A 17530-nucleotide genomic window follows, 5' to 3' on the forward strand; every position below is an offset into this window, starting at 1 on the left:
GATGAGCACACTCGACGAACAACGGTTTCAGGCGTTTCTCAGCGTTGCAGCCAGCAGGGATGAACCAGGTTTTCTGGCTGCGCTGAAGGCTGCTTATGCCGGCCAGGGCATTGCTGCCGGGCTGGATTTTGCGGCTATCGAAGCGTTCTGGCTGCAAGGGCAGATGTTGCCGCAGCGTTGGCGCGCGGAGTTGGCCACCCAGACCTCGTTCACCCGCGGCAAGCCCAAGGGCCTGTTCGCGATGCATGGTGAGCCTGAGAAGCTGCATAACTGGGCATTTGCCGATGCGCCAAACGCCGGTTGGATCGAGCGGGGCGAGCGCCTGGTGTTGCTGCTGGCGCCGTTTCTACGGCCGTTCGACCTGGCCAAGCTGATTTTGCCGGACGTCGGTTTTTGGCAGCCCAACAGCGACAGCGTGCTCGGCCAAGGTCTCCGCGCCTGGGCTGAGCAATTGGCCGCGGGCACTGGCGAGTGGGTGGCGGTCACGGCCTGGTGGCGTGCGGCCGGCGCCGATAGCCAGGCCATGGCCACGGCCCTGGCGGCAGACCAGGGGGTGCTGGACTACAGCATGGCAGCCAGGCTCGACGGCTTGCGCACGCTGCTGTTGCTGGTGCGTGAACAGCTGCTGCGCGACGGCCTGGATGATGAGCACTGGGTGGACGTGCTGCTGGCGACCTACGACTGCGTTACCCATATGAATACCTGGACGAACGAAGGCGCGCGTGTCGAGTTGGGCGTGCGTCACCAGTGCCTGTTGCCCTTGCTGCAAGCGCTGGTGCGCAGCCCGCGTTTCAAGGAAATGTTGAACAGTGAGGCGTGGTTGTCTGGCAATGCGCTGATCGTGCTGTTCGAGCAGGTGAACCTGGGCGCGCTGTTTGCCGGTACGCCGAGCGCGTTTGCGCAATTGCTCGGCTGGATTCCCGACGAGGGCCTGCGGCGCGTTCGCTTTTCTGCGGAGTTTCGCCAAGCTCGCCCGCAAGCAGCCTTGCTTTACGAGCAACACCTGCTGGCCCGCTGCAAGCAGTTGCAACCTCGGCTACGTACACCTGAGGCACTGAACTGGTACCTGGAGGTAATGGATCAGCTCGATAGCCGTAGCCGCGAGGAAGCGTTCGAACTGCTGATCGGCCATTGCAGCGAGGCGCAATGGCACGAGCTGATCACCCGTTATCTTCGCGATTCGGGCAACCACCCGATGCCGCGCGATCTGCTTGAGGAAGTCGACAATGGCGACTACCTCTATAGCTACCTCGGTGGCCGCAACGCCGTGTTGCGTTCGTTCGCGGCTTACCGGCTGTTTCGGGTAGCGACTGTGTTTCAGCTCGACGATGAACTCTCCTGGGAGCAACGCGAACGCCCCGATGCCTACCGCCAGCACCCGCAAAACTGGACATTGCTGCTCAAGGCCAGTGCGGCGTACCCCGCTGAATTCATCGATTACCTGACTGCCGAGTTGCTCAATCGCGATGATCTGTCGCGCTGGCAACTGCTGTGGGACAAAGCCAACGCTGAACAACGGGTACAAGTGGCCAAGGCCTCGTTGCAGGGCGTATGCAGCGTTCACTACGCCAGCGCCGTGGTGGAATTGGCCGAGCGCTTGTTTGCCGAGGACGCGGCACCGTGGCACGCCTACATCGCCGACGCATCGGGCCACTACCTCGGCGCGCAGATTGCCGCCCTGGGCCGGCACCCTACAACGCTCTTGCAACTGGTGCCGGCAATGGCCGCTGCCTACCTGCTGGAAAGCAATCCGTGGTTTTCCGGCAGCGCCAAACCGCCGTTGGCGGCCGACGCCGTGGCGCGCGCCCTGGCCGCTTGGCCTCAAGCCTTTGCCGTGCTGGAAGAAAAGGCCCAGATCAAGCTGTTGCAGCTTTTTGACAGCGACGCCGTGGTGGCGTGCCGGGAAAGCCTGAGCAAGCTGTACAGCAGCAGTTCGAAATTACTTCGTGAACCTGCTGTTGCCCTGATTGCTCGCTGCACGGGCGCCGCCATCGACGCCTCGGGGTTGCTGGCGGCCGCCCCCAAGGCGCGCAAGCTGGCGCTGATCGGTATGGCCCTGGCCAACGACCCGGCGGTGGCGCAGTTGATTCGCCAGCACTTTGCCGACAGCGCCCATGATGACTACAGCCGTGGCCTCAGCCTGGATGCGCTGGAGCGCGGCGGCCATGCGCTCGCAGGGCTTGATCCATGGCTGGGTGCCGAACTGGCAACCCTGCAACAGCAGGCGGCCACCCTCAAGGTGGCGCCGGCCGCTGCCAAATACTGGAACGAAGCGTTTGCCGCCGTACTGGCCCCGCTGGGGGAGGCGCTGGGTTTGCAGTTGCTCAGCATTCTGAGTGAGGGCGATGAACAATTGCCGCGTCGTGCCCGGCAATTGCTGAGCTTGTTGCCGGCCAGCCGGCGTGCGGATTTTGCCCTGCTGGCGGTGCAGCAGTGGGTGGCGGCCAATGGTGCGGGTGAAGCGGATTGGTTGCTGCTGACCTTGCCGGTATATGGCGACGAGCGCATCGCCAACGAGTTGGTGGCAGCGATCAAGGACTGGAAAAAAGTGCGCAAACAGAAAGCCAGCGCCGCCATGCGTCAGCTGTGTCTGTTGCCCGGCGCCTTTGGTGTATCGCAAGCGCGGGACCTGTGGGAAAGCCGCAAGTTTTCCGAGTCGATCACTGCCAGCGCCGAACAGGCGCTCGGTGAAGCGGCAGCGCGGCAGGGCATGAGCCTGGATGAGTTTCTTGAGCAACTGGTGCCCGATTTTGGCCTTGGCCACGACGGCTTGCTGCTGGATGTCGGGCCTTATCATTACGTCGCCCGCATGCGCCCGGACCTTAGCCTGGTGGTGCTGGATGAAAACGGCAAAGCGAGCAAGAGTTTGCCCAAGGCCAAGGCTGGAGAGGACGCGGAAAAACGCAGCCTGGCCGAAAGCCAGTTCAAGGTACTGAGCAAGAACCTCAAGCCGGTGTTCAAGCAACAGTGCAAACGCCTGACCCGTCTGTTCCAGCTCGGCACCGCCTGGCCGAACGCCACCTGGCAAAAGCTGTTCCTCGACCAGCCGCTGATGGCGGTAATCGCCCAGTCGGTGGTGTGGTCGGCCGTGGACGAGCAAGGCATAGCCTTGCAGCGCTTTCGCCCGGACGGCGCTGGCGAATTGCTCGATCTGCACGACGACGCCTACAGCCTACCCGCCGGTGCCAAGGTGCATGCCACGCACCCGCTGGAACTCGACGAAACCGAGCGCAGCGCGTGGGCCGCACACTTCAAGGACTACAAGCTGGAGTCACCGATCGAACAATGGACCACGCCGGTGGTCGTGCCTGAACCAGAAGAGCTGGCCGGCTATAGCGTCGCGCGCGCCAAAGGTCAGCACCTCAATCGCGGCAAGTTCGGCAGTCTTGTCGAGAAATGGGGTTACACCAAAGGCACCGCCGGCGACGGTGCGCAGATCTACCAGCACACGTGGATACTCGATGGCGGGCGCTGGGAGGTGACGCTTAACCACGGCGATATCGACGTGTACTTCGAGGCGGATGACACGGTCAGTATCGATGATTTCGTGGTGCAACGCCGCAGTGCCGAGGGCATGGAGATGATCGCCCTGGGCGAACTACCACCGGCTTTTCTCAATACCTTGCTGGCTCAGGCACAGACCTTGAGCGAGCACGCGTTGTAACCTTCACGCCAACATGGGCCAGAGCCGGCGCAGTTGGATAGATGAATTCTTTGATGGGGATGCAGGGATGATCAACGCGTACGCAGCGCTGAATTTCAACAACGAACAGGCATTTTTCGACAGTCTGCAGCGGCTTTACGCCGAGGCGCAGATTGGCCAGGGCCTGGACTTTGCCGCGGTGCTGGCTTACTGGCGGCGCGAGGCGCCGTTGCCAGCGGCGTGGCGCCAGGCGTTGGCCGAACGGGTGCATCTGGTGGCAGGCACGGGGGCCGACGATGAGCGCCAGCGCAGCCCTTCATCGGTGTTCGCGTGGGCCTGCAACGGCCTCGAGCCGCAGCTGGTGCTCGAAATCGGCGAACGGCTGGTGGTGCTGCTGACGCCGCTGGTGGATGTGGCTGATCTTGTTTATTGGGTGATGCCGACGTTTATCTATGCCGATGGAAAATCCATCTGGTTCCGCGAAGACCGGCGCTGGTTGGCGGCGCAGTTCCAGGCGTTGCAGGCGGCGGCGGACGCGATTGCCGAGGGCGAGGGTGACTGGCTGCCTGTGCATCGCTGGTACGTGGACGCCGGCGTGCAGCCGCACGCGTTGAGTACGCTGTTGCGCAGTGTCGAAAATTACTACGTGCAAAGCGACACATTCGCCTCGTTCTTGAGTGTGCATACGTTGTTGGTGGCGGTACGTGAGCAGTTGCAGCGCGCCGAGGTTTCCAATCAGGCCTGGAGCCAGTTGCTGCTGCGCTTTACCACTATTACCGACAGCTTTTACTTCGGACGCGGGCTGGACGACGAGCTGTTCAACGAGCTTAAGCGGCAGATCGCTGTGCCGTTGCTTCGCGCGTTGCTCGCCTGTGAGGCATTCGCGCAGTTGGTTGCCGAGGCGCAGGACTATAAAGCACCGTTCAATACGCTGTTCAACGACATGGGCCTTTCCTATCTGCTCGCTGAAGAGCCGGATCGCATCCGCACACTGGCCAGGCAATTGGCTGGCGGCAGTATGGTGGGACTGCGTATCTCCACGGACTTCGGCAACCGTTGCCCGGCGGCGGCCCTGGAGCTGGAGCAGGTCAAGCACGCGCGGCAGAGCCATATGGAAGTCAGCCTCAGCAGCCCCCAGGCGCTGCAATGGTATCGGCAGTTGTTTGCCACCGAGTTCGAGCAGAACCCCACCTACAAATCCGTCCTCAAACAGTTGGTGAACTACATCCCCGACGATGAGCTGGACGCGTTGATCAAGGCGCATTTTTTCGATGACGCCGATGCCGAGTTCCCCGCCCATTTCCGCCGGCGCGAAAACCGCGAGCTGCTGGTTGGTTTTCTCGATGCCAAGAATACGCAGGTGCGAGAGTGCGCGGCGTACCAACTCTGGACGCTCGCCAGCGTGCATCAGCCGAGCTGGCATCACATCTATCCCAGCCCCGGCCAATTGACCATCCATTCGCAGGGCTGGGACATGGTGATGGCCGCGTGTGCCAAGTACCCGGATCTGTTTGCCCAGCACTCGGTGTTTTGTGAAGACCTGCTGCGTGGCGGCGACAGGCCCGAGCGCTGGCAGATGCTGTGGGAAGCAACCGATGACGAGGAGAGCCGTACCGCTTTGATTTCCAACGCCTGTCGGGCGCTGACCTATCCAAGCTTGCATGCGCAGGTCATGCCGTATCTAGCCAACTGGTACGAGCAAGCGCCAGAGCTTGTGGAGGAGCATTTGGGCAACAGCGGTTATTCCAACGATGAAGTCGATGCCCTGGTCGGTTGCCCACCCAGCATGTGGCCGCTGGTAATCCACCTGGCGGCCATCAAGCTGGAGGCCGAACCCGCTGCCCGGCGCGGCACCATCCGCCGTTTTCAGCGCCTTAAAGCTGGCGACGCCATTGCCGCCAACCCGCAGGTATACGCGGCGCTGGACAGCAAAAAACAGACGCTGCTGTTGCCACTGCTCAACAGCGCCGGGGTGGTCGCCTGTGCCGATGCGCTGGGCAAAGTGCTCGCCAGCAGCAACAAGGCTATTCGTGAGCCGGCGGTAAAACTGATCGCCAGCTGCAGCGCCGATATCATCCGGCGCAGCGGCCTGCTGCCGGGCGCGGCGAAGGCGCGCCTGAGCGTGCTGACCGGCATCGCCCAGTCTCGCGATCCGTTGATGGCACCGCTGATTGCCGAGTATTTCGCCGATGCTGCGCATGACGAACAAAGCCGTGGCATGAGCCTGGATGCCCTGGAAAAAGCCGGGTATCCGTTGGCGGACCTGGACCCTTGGTTCGGCCTGGAACTGGCTGGCTTGCAGGAGCAAGCGCTCAAGCAAGCCGTGGCGTTGCCCGACGGCGTGTGGAGCGACGAGTTTGCGGCGCTGCTGCTGCCCTTGGGCGAGCCGCTGGGCCGGCTGCTGTTGGCCTTGATGATCAAAGCGCAAAACCTGCCTCGCAAAGCACGGCAGATTCTGGCGTTGCTGAGCCCGGCCCAGCGCAGCGGGTTTGCCTTGTTGTGCATCGACCGCTGGATCACCGAGGGCGGCAGCAACGACTACCTGTGGCTGCTGCAGCCAATGCGCGAGTACGGTGACGAGCGCGCTGCCAACGCCCTGGCCAAGGCCGTGCAGGAGTGGAAGAAGTACCGCACGCAGAAGTCGGCCCTGGCTATCGCCTACCTCTGTGAGCTGCCGGGCAAGTACGGTTGTTACCTGGCGCGGCAGCAGTGGGAGAACGGCAAGCTGGGCAACTCGATCAAGGCCTCCGCCAGCACGGCGTTGACCGCACAGGCCGAATTGCGTGGCTTGAGCCTTGAGGAGTTTCTTGAGGTGCTGGCCCCCGATTTCGGCATGGGCCCACAAGGTTTGCTGTTGGATGTTGGGCCGTACAGTTACAGCGTACGGGTGCATTCAGACTTGAGCCTGGTGGTGTTCGATGGTGCCGGCAAGGCGAGCAAAAGCCTGCCCAAGGCCAAGCCCGGTGAGGACGCTGAAAAGCGTGCGCTGGCCGAGAATCAGTTCAAGGCACTCAGCAAAAACCTCAAACCGGTGCTCAAGCAACAGGGCCAGCGTTTGCTGCGGGCCATGCAGCTGGGGCACACCTGGCCCGGCAGCACCTGGCAACGCCTGTTCCTCGAGCACCCGCTACTCAACCTGCTGGCACAGCGTGTGGTGTGGTCGGTGACCGATGCCAACGGCCAGGCGCTGCAACGTATACGTCCGGATACCAGCGGCGGTGTGCAGACCCTGGCGGACGAGGCTTACGCTTTGCCCGAAGACTGCAACGTGCAGGTTACCCATCCGCTGGAGTTGGATGCCGCCGAGCGCACCGCCTGGGCCGCGCACTTTGCCGACTACGAAGTGGTATCGCCAATCGAGCAGTGGAGCACCCCGGTGCAGCGGGCCAGCAGCGAAGAATTGCAGGCCAGCAAGATTCTGCGCGCCAATGGCAAACTGCTGAAACGCGGCACGCTGAGCGGTTTGCTGGAGCGTTGGGGCTATCTGCAGGAAAAAGACACCGATGGTGGCTCGGAATTTACCTCGCACTACTGGAGCCTGGATGGCGACAGCTGGCAGGTCACCGTGGGCCATAGCCCGATTCAGCTGGGCTACTTCGATGCCGAGCAGCAGATTGAAGTGGCGGAGGTGGTGGTGTATCGCAAGGTCGGTGAGAACCTGCAAAGCCAGTGCCTCGGCGACTTGCCGCCGGCCTTGTTGAATACCGTGCTGGTGCAGGCACAAACCCTGGCTGAGGCAGGCGTATGAGTAAAAGCAAAACCCAGGCAGCGCCGGCTGTAGTCGCCCAGCGTTTGCCGGCCGAGCAGTTGTATGCCGCCGAACTGGCGCGGCTGCTGGCCGCTGACAGTGGCGCACGGCCGGAAGGCTGGCGCCTGTCGCCGGCCATGGTGCGCACTTTCATCTTGGGCAGCGAGGGCCGCGACATCGGCGGCGAAGCGGTGCAGCGCAAGATCTTTGGCAATGACGATGTGGTGGAGCGCTCCATCGTTACCCTGGTGGGCCAGCGTGGGTTGATGCTGGTAGGCGAGCCGGGTACGGCCAAGTCGTTGCTGTCCGAGCTGCTCGCCGCCGCCATTTGCGCCGACAGCACCCTGGCCGTGCAGGGCAGTGCCGCTGTGGTGGAGGAGAGCATTCGCTACGGCTGGAACTACGCCTTGCTGCTGCGCTCAGGCCCTGGGCCCGAGGCGCTGGTGCCCGGGCCGTTGCACCGGGCCATGAGCCGTGGCGCGTTGCTGCGGTTCGAGGAAATCAGCCGCTGTGCCATCGAGGTGCAGGACAACCTGATTCCGATTCTGTCCGAGCGCCTGCTGCATATCCCCGAAATGCAGGAGGACGCCGGCAACTGCCTGCTGGCTAAACCCGGCTTCAACGTGATTGCCACCGCCAACCTGCGTGACCGTGGGGTGAACGATATGTCTTCGGCCCTGAAGCGGCGGTTCAACTTCGAAACCATGCGGCCGTTGGCGCGTTTGCAGGACCAGAAGGAGTTGCTGTTGCGTGAGGTCAATCGGCAACTTGCAGACCAGCAGATCAGCACCCGCCTGACGCCGGATGTGGCTGAGCTGCTGGTGAGCGCGTTTCAGGAATTGCGCGCCGGCAGTGCCGAGGGCGTGGCGTTCGAGCCGCCGTCGACGGTGTTGTCGAGCGCCGAGGCAATTGCCGTGGCGTTTAGCGCGGCGGTGCAGTGCCATTACTTTGCCGAGCCCGAGGTACGCCCGCAGCACCTGGCGCGCTTTATGGTCGGCACCGTGATCAAGGACGACGAGCAGGACAGCCGGCGCTTTCGCGACTACCTGCGGGTAGTGCGCCGGGTACGCGCCAACAGTCCGCAATGGCAGGACTTCGCCGATAGCCAGGATGACTGAGGCCGTTTTTGACGCAGCGGCCATGGACCGTCTGCCCGCCGCCTATGGGCAGTTTCCCCAGCTGTTCTGGGCCCCCGTGCGCCATCACAGCCCGCACTGCGCCTGGCAGCTGCGGTGCCTGATCGACCGCGTGCGACCGGATGTGGTGCTGGTGGAAGGGCCGGAAGAAGGTAATAGCCTGCTGCCGTTTCTGCTCGACGATTACACCCGTCCGCCGGTGGCGTTTTTTATCCATGGCCAAGGCCCTGGTCGCGCCGTACAGCAGCGCTGTTTTGTGCCGTTGGCGGCGATGTCGCCGGAGTGGGTGGCGCTGCGTGAGGCAAAGCGTCTGGGTATTCCCGCGCGCTTTATCGATCTGCCGTTTATGGCCCGCCCGACGCCAACCGCGGGCGTTGGCGAGGAGGTGCTGGAGCCGCCACTGAATGACGACCAGTTGCTGGCCCGCGCCAATCCCATGGCGATTTTGTTGGCCGCCAGTGGTTGCGCCAATTTCGAAGCCTGGTGGGAGCGGTACTTTGAAAGCGGTGTGGAGTACGCCAGCGCCGAGGGCTTTTTCGCCAGGGTGCTGAACTTCGGCGAATACCTGCGTGCCGGCAGCGTGCTGGATGCTCAGACCCTGGCGCGGGAAGCGCATATGGCTGCGCGTATCGACCAGGCGCGCAGCCAGGGGCAGCGTTGCCTGGTGGTCTGCGGGGCATTTCATTGCGCTGGCATCTTGCAGCGGTTGGGGCAGGCCGCGGTGGTGGCGGATGCAGCCGCGGAGGGCACCGGTGTGCACCTGATCAGCTATTCGCTGAACCGACTGAACGCCACCCGTCATTACGCCGCCGGGATTCCCGATTGTGCCTACCAGGCGCGGGTATGGAGCGCCCTGGCGCGGCGGCGGGAAAACGCCGCTGAGGTGCATGCGCAAACCCAGGCCAGCATGGCCGCGGAGTTGGTCAATTACCTGCGTAAGCGGCGCTACGCCGCCAGCCTACCGGATGCCATCGAAGCGGTGACCCTGGCCCAGCGCCTGGGCGCTTTGCGCGGTCATCGGGGTGGTCGCCTGGAACTACGTGAAGCCCTGCTCAGCAGCCTGTACAAAAGCAGCCTGGATGGCAGCGAAAGGGCACTGCTGGCGGATATCGAGCAGTTCTTTGCCGGTAACGAGGTCGGCCGCTTGCCGGCCGGTTTGCCGGTGTCGCCGTTGGTGGAGGATTTCCGCCAGACCTGTCGCCGCCTGCGTTTGCCCCGGGCCGCGGCGCAACCGCTGGAGCGCGCGCTGGATATCTACCGCAGCCCGTTGCATCGTGAGCAGTCGCGCTTTCTGCATCGGCTGGTGAGCCTGGATGCCGACTATGCTCGCTGCATCGCCGGGCCGAAATTCGCCAGTGGCGAAGACCTGGCGCGGGTACGCGAGGTATGGGCGATTCGCTGGCAGCCGGAAACCGAAGCGGCCCTGACCGAGAAAAGCCACTACGGCGCGCGCCTGCTTGACGCGGCCACCGCCCGTTGCCTGGAGCGCTTGCAAGCGTGCCGTCAGCGCGGCGCAGCGCCAGTGCAGATATTGATCGACGCTTTGGCGATGGGTTTGCACGAGCTGCTTGGCACCATCCTCAACCAGGTACGCCATTGGTTGGCGCAGGAAAGCGACCTCACCAGCCTGTGTCTGGGCCTGTTGCGCCTGGACGCCGCGCGGCATGCCAAGGTGGTGTTGGGTGGCGAGGGGCTGGAGACGCTGGACGAATTGCTTGGCCAGTGTTTCCAACGCATCTGCCTGTGCCTGCCCTGGGTGGGTGTCCTTGGCGACGAACACCTGGAAGGCCTGGCCGATGCCCTGGTGGGCATGCGCAATCTGTTGGCCCTGGATACCCCGGGTTGCGATGCCGAGAGCTTTTTCGAAGCCTTGCATTTGCTGCTGGCCATGCAGCCCTCGCCATTGTTGGGCGGGCTGGCCCAAGGCGTATTGCTGGAGGCCGGGCATTTGAACTGCGTCGAGGTGGTGGCTGCTTATGCCGAGGCGGCCGGTTATGCCGAGCGCGATGCCTCGGCGCCGGGCCAATTTATCGCTGGGCTGTTGCGGGTAGCGCGCCATCGTTTTCTGCAGGAGCCGAGCTTGCAGCAGGGCATCAGCGACTCGTTGCAGGGCTGGGATGAAGATACCTTTCTGCAGGTGTTGCCGGGCTTGCGCCTGGCCTTTACGCGCCTGTCGCCTCGGCAGTTGGGCGAGCTCGGTGGCATGCTGTTCGGCGGCAATGGGGCGGCGATGGCGGTAAATGCTCGATCCTGGTCGGTAGCCGATCTGCAGGCCGCCGCTGCGTTACGCACCGCCCTTGTCAGCGCGCGCCAGCCGTGGGATGGAGGTGTTGATGCTTGACGCCGAACTGCGTCGCCGCTGGCGCCTGGCCCTGGGCCGTGACGCCGAGCCGAACGCCAACGAGCAGGGCGAGTCCCTGGATGCCAGCGACAGCGAACGCGATGCCGCGCTGGACTTTCTCTACCAGCGCGAATACCAGCAGCGTAGCAACCAGCAGGGCCAAGACGAGCAGCGCAGCGCTGGCCGCGAAGCCTCGCGTATGACCCCGGCCACCTGGCTGGCCAAGGTGCGCAAACTTTTTCCAGTCAGCATCGTCGAAGTGCTGCAACGTCAGGCCATCGAACGCTACCAACTGACCTCATTGCTGACCGACCCGCAGGTGCTGCGACAAAGCCAGCCAACCCTCAATCTGGTGCAAACCCTGCTGAGCTTTCGCAATCACCTGCCGGCGAGCCTGATGGACGAAGTGCGCCAGGTGATTCGCACGGTTTGCCAGAACTTGGAACAGCGCCTGGCGCGTACGCTGCGCAGCCGCATCGAAGGCCGGCGCAATCGGCAGGCCCGTGGCGGCCGGCCGAGCCAGGCGGCACTGGACTTGCACCTAACCATCCGCCGCAACCTGCGCGATTACGATATAGACGGCGACGTGCTGGCCCTGCAACGTCTGTACTACAACCCGGCGCGTCAGCGGCAATTGCCTTGGGACATCATCGTGCTGGTCGACCAGAGCGGCTCGATGGCACCCTCGATCATCTATGCGGCGGTGATTGCCAGCATCTTTAGTCAGCTGCGCAGCCTGAACACCCGTGTGTTGCTGTTCGATACCCAGGTGGTGGATGTCAGCGGGCAGCTCGACGATCCGGTAGAAACCTTGCTGGCCGTGCAATTGGGTGGCGGTACCGATATCGCCCAGGCCTTACTGCATGCGGAAAGGCTGATCAGCCAACCACGGCGCAGCATGCTGGTGCTGCTCAGCGATTTCTATGAAGGCGGCTCGCTCGACAGCCTGTATGCCAGCGTCACCCGCTTGCATGAGGCGGGTGTCAGCCTGCTGGGCCTGGCCGCGCTGGATCAGGGTGCGCAGCCCGATTACGACCACGACACCGCACTGCAACTTGGCGCGCGGGGCATGCAGGTAGCGGCGATGACCCCGGATCACCTGGCCGACTGGGTAGCTGCATGCATGGCGGGGCGTCAGCCATGAGCCTGCAGCTATGGTTGAGCGCAATTACAGACGAAACCCTCGAAGCCTGGGCTAACAAGGGTTTGCTGCGCCGCGGCTACAAGCTACTGGAGGGACAGACGCCAGCGGATTGGCTGCTGCAGGACGAGATTGCCGAGGCGCAGCTGGATGGCTTTGTGCAGCGGGTGGAGGGCGTCGGCTTTGATCGGCTGCGCTGCAGTTGTCCGGCCCTGGCCAGCTGTCATCACCAGTTGGCGTTGTTGCTGGGCCTGCGCGAAAGATTGGCGAGCCAAGCGCCAGCCGCAGCGGCCAGCACCCTATTGGCTGAGCCCTGGCTGATCGCCGATGCCCAGCAGCGCAAGGAATCGCTCGGTCAGCCGGCGTTGAGCAAGGCGCAACGCTGGCAGGCCCAGGGCGTCAGCGCCGAGTGCGCGGTGGATGAACTGCGCCTGCAGGCGCGTCTGGAAGTGAGCGGGTTGTTTACGCTGAGTATTCCTCGCGCGGTGGGTTTGCCTGGGTCGGTTTGTTCCTGTGGCGAAAGTCGCTGCGCGCACCGCGCTCTGGTGGTGCTGCAACTAACGCGGCTGTCCGATCCCGAAGCGGTACAGGAGCAAGTCGAGGCGCTGGATGACAGCCAGCAGCAGGCCTTGCTGGAGCTGGACCAGTGGCTGCGGGAGCTGACCACTCTGGGCCTGGCGGGTGCTTCGGGCATGTTGGTCGCCCGCGGAGAGGCGCTGGCCACAGCCTTGCAACAGGCTGATTTGCCGTTGCCGGGACGGCTGCTGACGCGCCTGGTAAGGGCGCTGGACGACGAACGCCGCAGCCTGGCCGGCAGCACGGTGCGTCAGGCGCGTTTGCAGGTGGCGGAGCTATTGGCCTTTCGCCGCGCTCTGGGGTGCAAGCCGTTGCCGCAACCCATGCAGCAATTGGCTGGTGTCCATCGGCGCAGCTATCAGCCTTGCCATAACCTCGAGTTGCTCTGCATCGGTGCCGAATGCTGGACCACCAACAGCGGGTTTGCCGGTTACAGCCTGTATTTTCTCAACCCGGCGAGCGGACGTTTCTTCACCCATTCGGAAAGCCGTAGCCAGGCGCTGAACCCCGGCTGGCAGGCGACGCAGGCATTTGCCCAAGGCCTGTTCTGTGGTCGTCAACTAAGCAGCCTACTGGGTAAACGCTGTCAGTTGCTCAAGGGCTGGGTGAGTGAGGAAGGGCGCTTGTCCGGCCGTGACGGCAGTCAGCTGCAGATTGGCGCCGAGGTGACGCTGGACCAGCTGGTAGCCCACGCGCAGTCACCGTCCGCACGCCTGCAGGCGTTTGCCGAACACCGACGGCGCTGGCTGTACCGCAACGACCCGCAGCCGCTGGCGCTGATCGCCGCGCGAATGGTGGCTGCACCGCAGTTCGAGCGTTTTAGCCAGCGCTGGCTGGGGGAGGCGGTGGATGACGCCGGGCAGCTGCTGCGAATTGTCTTGCCGAGCGGCCCGATGACGGCCAAAGCGGCGCAACGTCTGGGCCAGGCAGGTCAGGGCAGCAGCCTGTTGCTGGGGCGGTGGACGGTGGAGGGTGACTGCCCGACCCTGTATCCGGTGGTGTTGATCGATGACAGCGGCCAGCTATTGCTGTTCTGTGAGGTGTGATGAGCCATTCCCTCGAACACTGGTTGGATAGTTGGGGCGACTGGCTGGATAGCCTGCTTGCCGCCGGCCTGGGCAGCCCGAGCCAGGCAACTCGCGCGCGCATTCAGGCTTGGTGCGTGGATGCCGAGTTGTTGGGGTTCACTCCACAAAGCGAGCGAGCCCAACGTTTGCTGCAAGGAAGTGTACCGGCAGCGCAGCGCCATCAGATGTTTCTCGATCTGTTGCTGGAGCAGGACATGCTGGTGCGTCTGAACGCTGCCAATCGCCTGTTGGCGCGCAGCGAAATGGATGGAAATGCTGCTATAGAAGACTCGTCAGAGTGACGCTTGAGCAGTCGCCATTGGCTGTGTAACTGTCGGTAGACAGGTAGACTTGCCCGCTAATGATGCAAGGAAGTGCCAATGCCAAACCGCTTTTACGTCGCAGCAGTCCTGTGGTTTCTTGCTACAGGTGCCGGCGCCGAATCGATCTCTTATACCCGCGATGTGCAACCGATACTCACCGAGAAGTGCGTGGCCTGCCATGCCTGCTACGACGCGCCCTGTCAGTTGAATCTGGGCAGCGGTGAGGGTGTTTCCCGTGGGGCGAGTAAAACGCCTGTGTATGACGGCGGACGCACCGCAGCGACAGACACTACCCGTCTTTTTCTCGATGCCCATGGCCCCCTGGCCTGGCGGCAGAAGGGATTCTATTCGGTACTTGATGCCCAGAGCGGCCAGGCCGCGCTGATGTCGCGGATGCTGGAGCTGGGCCAGGCGAACCCGGTGCAGCCCAATGCCAAGTTGCCAGACAGCATCAAGCTGGGCGTCGATCGCCCCAACGCCTGCCCGCTGCCCGGGGAGTTCGACAGCTACGCCAAAACCCACGCCCACGAAGGTATGCCCTTGGGGGTTAGCGGTCTGACGTCGTCCGAGTTGCAAACCCTGCAGCGCTGGCTGGCCGCTGGTGCGCCGCTGGACCAACAGGCCCTGGTGGCCAACGATATCGAGCTGGCCCAGGTGCAACAGTGGGAAGACCTGTTCAATGCCCCGGGTGCCCGGGAAAGCCTGGTGGCGCGCTGGCTGTATGAGCATCTGTTTCTCGCCCATCTGTATTTCCAGAATGGCGACAACCGCCATTTCTTCCAAGTGGTGCGTTCACGTACGCCGAGTGGCACGGCCGTCGACCCCATCGCCAGCCGCCGGCCCAATGACGATCCGGGCACCACCTTCTACTACCGGCTGATTCCTGTGCAGGGCGTGATCGTGCATAAAACCCACATCACCTATCCGCTCAGCGTGCAGAAGCTGGCGCGGGTCAAGCACCTGTTCTATGGCACCGACTGGCAGGTGCAGGCCTCGCCGGGTTACGGCCCGCAGCGCCGCGCCAACCCGTTTGAAACCTTCGCCGCGATTCCGGCACGGGCGCGTTACCAGTTCATGCTGGAGAACGCCGAATACTTTGTGCAGACCTTTATCCGCGGCCCGGTGTGCCGCGGGCAGATCGCCACCGACGTGATTCGCGACAACTTCTGGGTGATGTTCCAGGACCCCGATCACGACCTGTTTATCACCGATCCCCAATACCGCGGCCAGATCACCGACAAACTGGCGTTGCCCGGGCAGCTCGATGACCTCGGTGCCACCCTCAGCCTGTGGCGCAGCTACCGCAACAAACGCAACGAATACGAAGCTGCACGCCAGGACGCCTATGCCGATGCGCCGGCACCGAGCTGGTCGCATATCTGGGCCGGTAACGACAACGCGGTGCTGTCGATCTTCCGCCATTTCGACAGCGCCACGGTGACGAAAGGCCTGATCGGCGAAGTGCCGCAGACCCTTTGGTGGATGGACTTTCCGCTGCTGGAGCGCACCTATTACCAGTTGGTGGTCAACTTCGACGTGTTCGGCAATGTCTCCCACCAGGCGCAGACGCGGCTGTATTTCGACTTGATCCGTAACGGTGCCGAGCAGAATTTTCTGCGTCTGATGCCGCCAGACTCGCGCGCCGCGATTCTGGATGATTGGTACCAGAACAGCGGCAAGCTGAAGATGTGGATGGACTATCAGGATATCGACGAAGACAGCCCGAGTGGTTTGCAGCTGCCGGAAGCCGCGGCCAAGAACGTGTTTGCCCTGCAACTGTTGGAGCGCTATGCCGGCTTCAATATGCGCCCGGACCCGATCAACCGTTGTGTGAGTGGCAACTGCTACCGGCGCAATTTCCCCAAACCCCAGCAGGATGCCGAACAGGCCCTGAGTCGCCTGACCAACAAGCCAGGGGCCGGGCTCAAGGTGATTCAGCAGATGCCGGAAGCCACCATGCTGCGGGTGGAAGAGGGTGATGGCAGCATCGATTTCTACAGCCTGCTGCGCAACCGCGCCCACAGCAACGTGGCCTTTATGATGGGCGAAAGCCTGCGCTACCAGCCGGGCCTGGACACGCTGACGGTGTACCCGGGGGTGATGAGCAGCTATCCGAACTTTATGTTCAACGTGCCGGTGGCGCAGGTGCCAGAGTTTGTCGCCGCCATGGAGCAGGTGAAGGACAGCGCGGCGTTCGAGCAGTTGGTGCAGCGCTGGGGCGTGCGTCGCAGTCATCCGGATTTCTGGCGGTATTTTCATGACCTGGACCGCTATATCCAACGCACCGAGCCGGTAGAAGCCGGGGTATTGGACATGAACCGCTACGAGAATCTGTGACCGTCTGTTGAACTCGTAGGAGCGGCTTTAGCCGCGATGCCCTTGATTTTAAAAGCATCGCGGCTAAAGCCGCGCCTACGAACCCGCCTCCAACCCTACCGTCTGATTTATGGACCTTTTCCAATCTCGCCAGGGTCAATCCTGTAATACGAACAGGCGTTAGGGGCGGGTTCTATGCTGATTTCACTGCAAGCGCTACGGGCGTTGGCGGCGTGGCTGGTGGTTGGACACCACATCATGCAGGTGTTTTTTGACTTCAAGGCAGACAGCCCTTTAGGGCAATTTTTTATCGACAAGGGCGCTGTTGGCGTCGACATTTTTTTTGTGATCAGCGGCTTTGTGATTTACCTGTCCACCCAGGGCAAGGACATCGCGGCAGGCCGCTTTCTGCTGAATCGGGTGCTGCGCATTGTGCCGGCCTACTGGCTGTTTTCCCTGCTGGCGGCGCTACTCATCGTGTACGCCAAACCGGTGATGCCGGGGCAGAGTTTCGAATTGCAGCACTTTTTGCTGTCACTGCTGTTTATCCCCGCCGACAACCCTGGCGGCTTCGGCCTGTATCCGACCCTGAGCGTGGGCTGGACCCTCAATTACGAGATGTTCTTCTATCTGCTGTTTGCCTTGGGCTTTAGCGTGCCGGAGCGCTTTCGTCTGTGGCTGATCGCCGCTGCGCTGTTTCTGGTGGGCACTGTGGCCACCCGGGAAAGCTGGGTCAGCGACTTTTACCGCAACAGCATCGTTTACGAGTTTCTCTTCGGCATCCTGCTGGGCATGGTCTATCAACGCGGCTGGATCAAGCCGGGCCGCTGGCTGCCGGTGCTGGTGATCGCCGCTTCGCTGCTGGCCATCTATCAGCTGGATAGCGCCATGCGCGTGCTGCATTGGGGGGTGCCGAGCGCGTTGATCGTCGCCAGCTGCATTGCCCTGGAAGACTATTTCCGCGGCAACCGGGTGCTCAAGTCGCTGGGCGACTGCTCCTATTCGGTGTATCTGGTGCATGTGCTGGTGCTGTCGTTGGGCTGTTACCTCAGCCAACGCTTCCAACTGAATATTTATTGGGTGATCGGTGCCTGCATTCCGGCTATCGTGCTCGCCTCTTGGGGCAGCTACGAGCTGATCGAGAAACGTTTTTTCCAGCAGGCTAAGGTCTGGCTAGACAACCAGAACGCGACTACGAACAGATCGGCTATTCCTGACTGATTTACTAGGGCTTTATTC

9 protein-coding genes are annotated in these 17530 nt (G+C 62.8%); all 9 read left to right on the plus strand.

Features of this window, described 5'->3' with window-relative positions:
* The first annotated feature begins 1 nt into the window (after position 1).
* The 9 genes from ACVW0Y_RS18595 (at position 2) to ACVW0Y_RS18635 (ending at position 17512) form a co-directional block, all read left to right on the plus strand.
* Positions 2-3664, plus strand: a complete 3663-nt coding sequence (locus ACVW0Y_RS18595) for a DUF4132 domain-containing protein (protein WP_457440294.1) — start codon at positions 2-4, stop codon at positions 3662-3664.
* Between the two features lie 67 nt (positions 3665-3731).
* A complete protein-coding gene (locus ACVW0Y_RS18600; RefSeq protein ID WP_457440296.1) occupies positions 3732-7391 on the plus strand; it encodes a DUF4132 domain-containing protein in 3660 nt (1219 codons plus the stop codon).
* The gene (locus ACVW0Y_RS18605; RefSeq protein WP_457440298.1) at positions 7388-8509 is read left to right on the plus strand and encodes an ATP-binding protein; all 1122 of its coding nucleotides are present in this window, start codon (positions 7388-7390) and stop codon (positions 8507-8509) included. Before ACVW0Y_RS18600 ends, ACVW0Y_RS18605 begins: the two co-directional genes overlap by 4 nt.
* The gene (locus tag ACVW0Y_RS18610) at positions 8502-10868 is read left to right on the plus strand and encodes a DUF5682 family protein (RefSeq protein ID WP_457440300.1); all 2367 of its coding nucleotides are present in this window, start codon (positions 8502-8504) and stop codon (positions 10866-10868) included. Before ACVW0Y_RS18605 ends, ACVW0Y_RS18610 begins: the two co-directional genes overlap by 8 nt.
* Positions 10861-12012, plus strand: a complete 1152-nt coding sequence (locus ACVW0Y_RS18615; RefSeq protein ID WP_457440302.1) for a VWA domain-containing protein — start codon at positions 10861-10863, stop codon at positions 12010-12012. Before ACVW0Y_RS18610 ends, ACVW0Y_RS18615 begins: the two co-directional genes overlap by 8 nt.
* On the plus strand, positions 12009-13631 hold the full coding sequence (locus ACVW0Y_RS18620) for a hypothetical protein (RefSeq protein WP_457440304.1): 1623 nt from the start codon (positions 12009-12011) through the stop codon (positions 13629-13631). Before ACVW0Y_RS18615 ends, ACVW0Y_RS18620 begins: the two co-directional genes overlap by 4 nt.
* Positions 13631-13954: a hypothetical protein gene (locus ACVW0Y_RS18625; RefSeq protein ID WP_457440306.1), complete on the plus strand. Its 324-nt coding sequence runs from the start codon at positions 13631-13633 to the stop codon at positions 13952-13954. The genes ACVW0Y_RS18620 and ACVW0Y_RS18625 overlap by 1 nt, the downstream gene beginning before the upstream one ends.
* A 78-nt stretch (positions 13955-14032) precedes the next feature.
* Positions 14033-16312: a fatty acid cis/trans isomerase gene (locus ACVW0Y_RS18630; protein WP_457440308.1), complete on the plus strand. Its 2280-nt coding sequence runs from the start codon at positions 14033-14035 to the stop codon at positions 16310-16312.
* 174 nt (positions 16313-16486) lie between these two features.
* On the plus strand, positions 16487-17512 hold the full coding sequence (locus ACVW0Y_RS18635) for an acyltransferase family protein (RefSeq protein WP_457440310.1): 1026 nt from the start codon (positions 16487-16489) through the stop codon (positions 17510-17512).
* Positions 17513-17530 lie beyond the last annotated feature (18 nt).

Source organism: Pseudomonas sp. TE3786 (genome assembly GCF_054057335.1).

Coding starts and splice junctions, on each gene's coding strand:
- ACVW0Y_RS18630 (WP_457440308.1), top strand. CDS start 14,033: ATGCCAAACCGCTTTTACGTCGCAGCAGTCCTGTGGTTTCTTGCTACA.
- ACVW0Y_RS18605 (WP_457440298.1), top strand. CDS start 7,388: ATGAGTAAAAGCAAAACCCAGGCAGCGCCGGCTGTAGTCGCCCAGCGT.
- ACVW0Y_RS18620 (WP_457440304.1), top strand. CDS start 12,009: ATGAGCCTGCAGCTATGGTTGAGCGCAATTACAGACGAAACCCTCGAA.
- ACVW0Y_RS18600 (WP_457440296.1), top strand. CDS start 3,732: ATGATCAACGCGTACGCAGCGCTGAATTTCAACAACGAACAGGCATTT.
- ACVW0Y_RS18625 (WP_457440306.1), top strand. CDS start 13,631: ATGAGCCATTCCCTCGAACACTGGTTGGATAGTTGGGGCGACTGGCTG.
- ACVW0Y_RS18615 (WP_457440302.1), top strand. CDS start 10,861: ATGCTTGACGCCGAACTGCGTCGCCGCTGGCGCCTGGCCCTGGGCCGT.
- ACVW0Y_RS18610 (WP_457440300.1), top strand. CDS start 8,502: ATGACTGAGGCCGTTTTTGACGCAGCGGCCATGGACCGTCTGCCCGCC.
- ACVW0Y_RS18635 (WP_457440310.1), top strand. CDS start 16,487: ATGCTGATTTCACTGCAAGCGCTACGGGCGTTGGCGGCGTGGCTGGTG.
- ACVW0Y_RS18595 (WP_457440294.1), top strand. CDS start 2: ATGAGCACACTCGACGAACAACGGTTTCAGGCGTTTCTCAGCGTTGCA.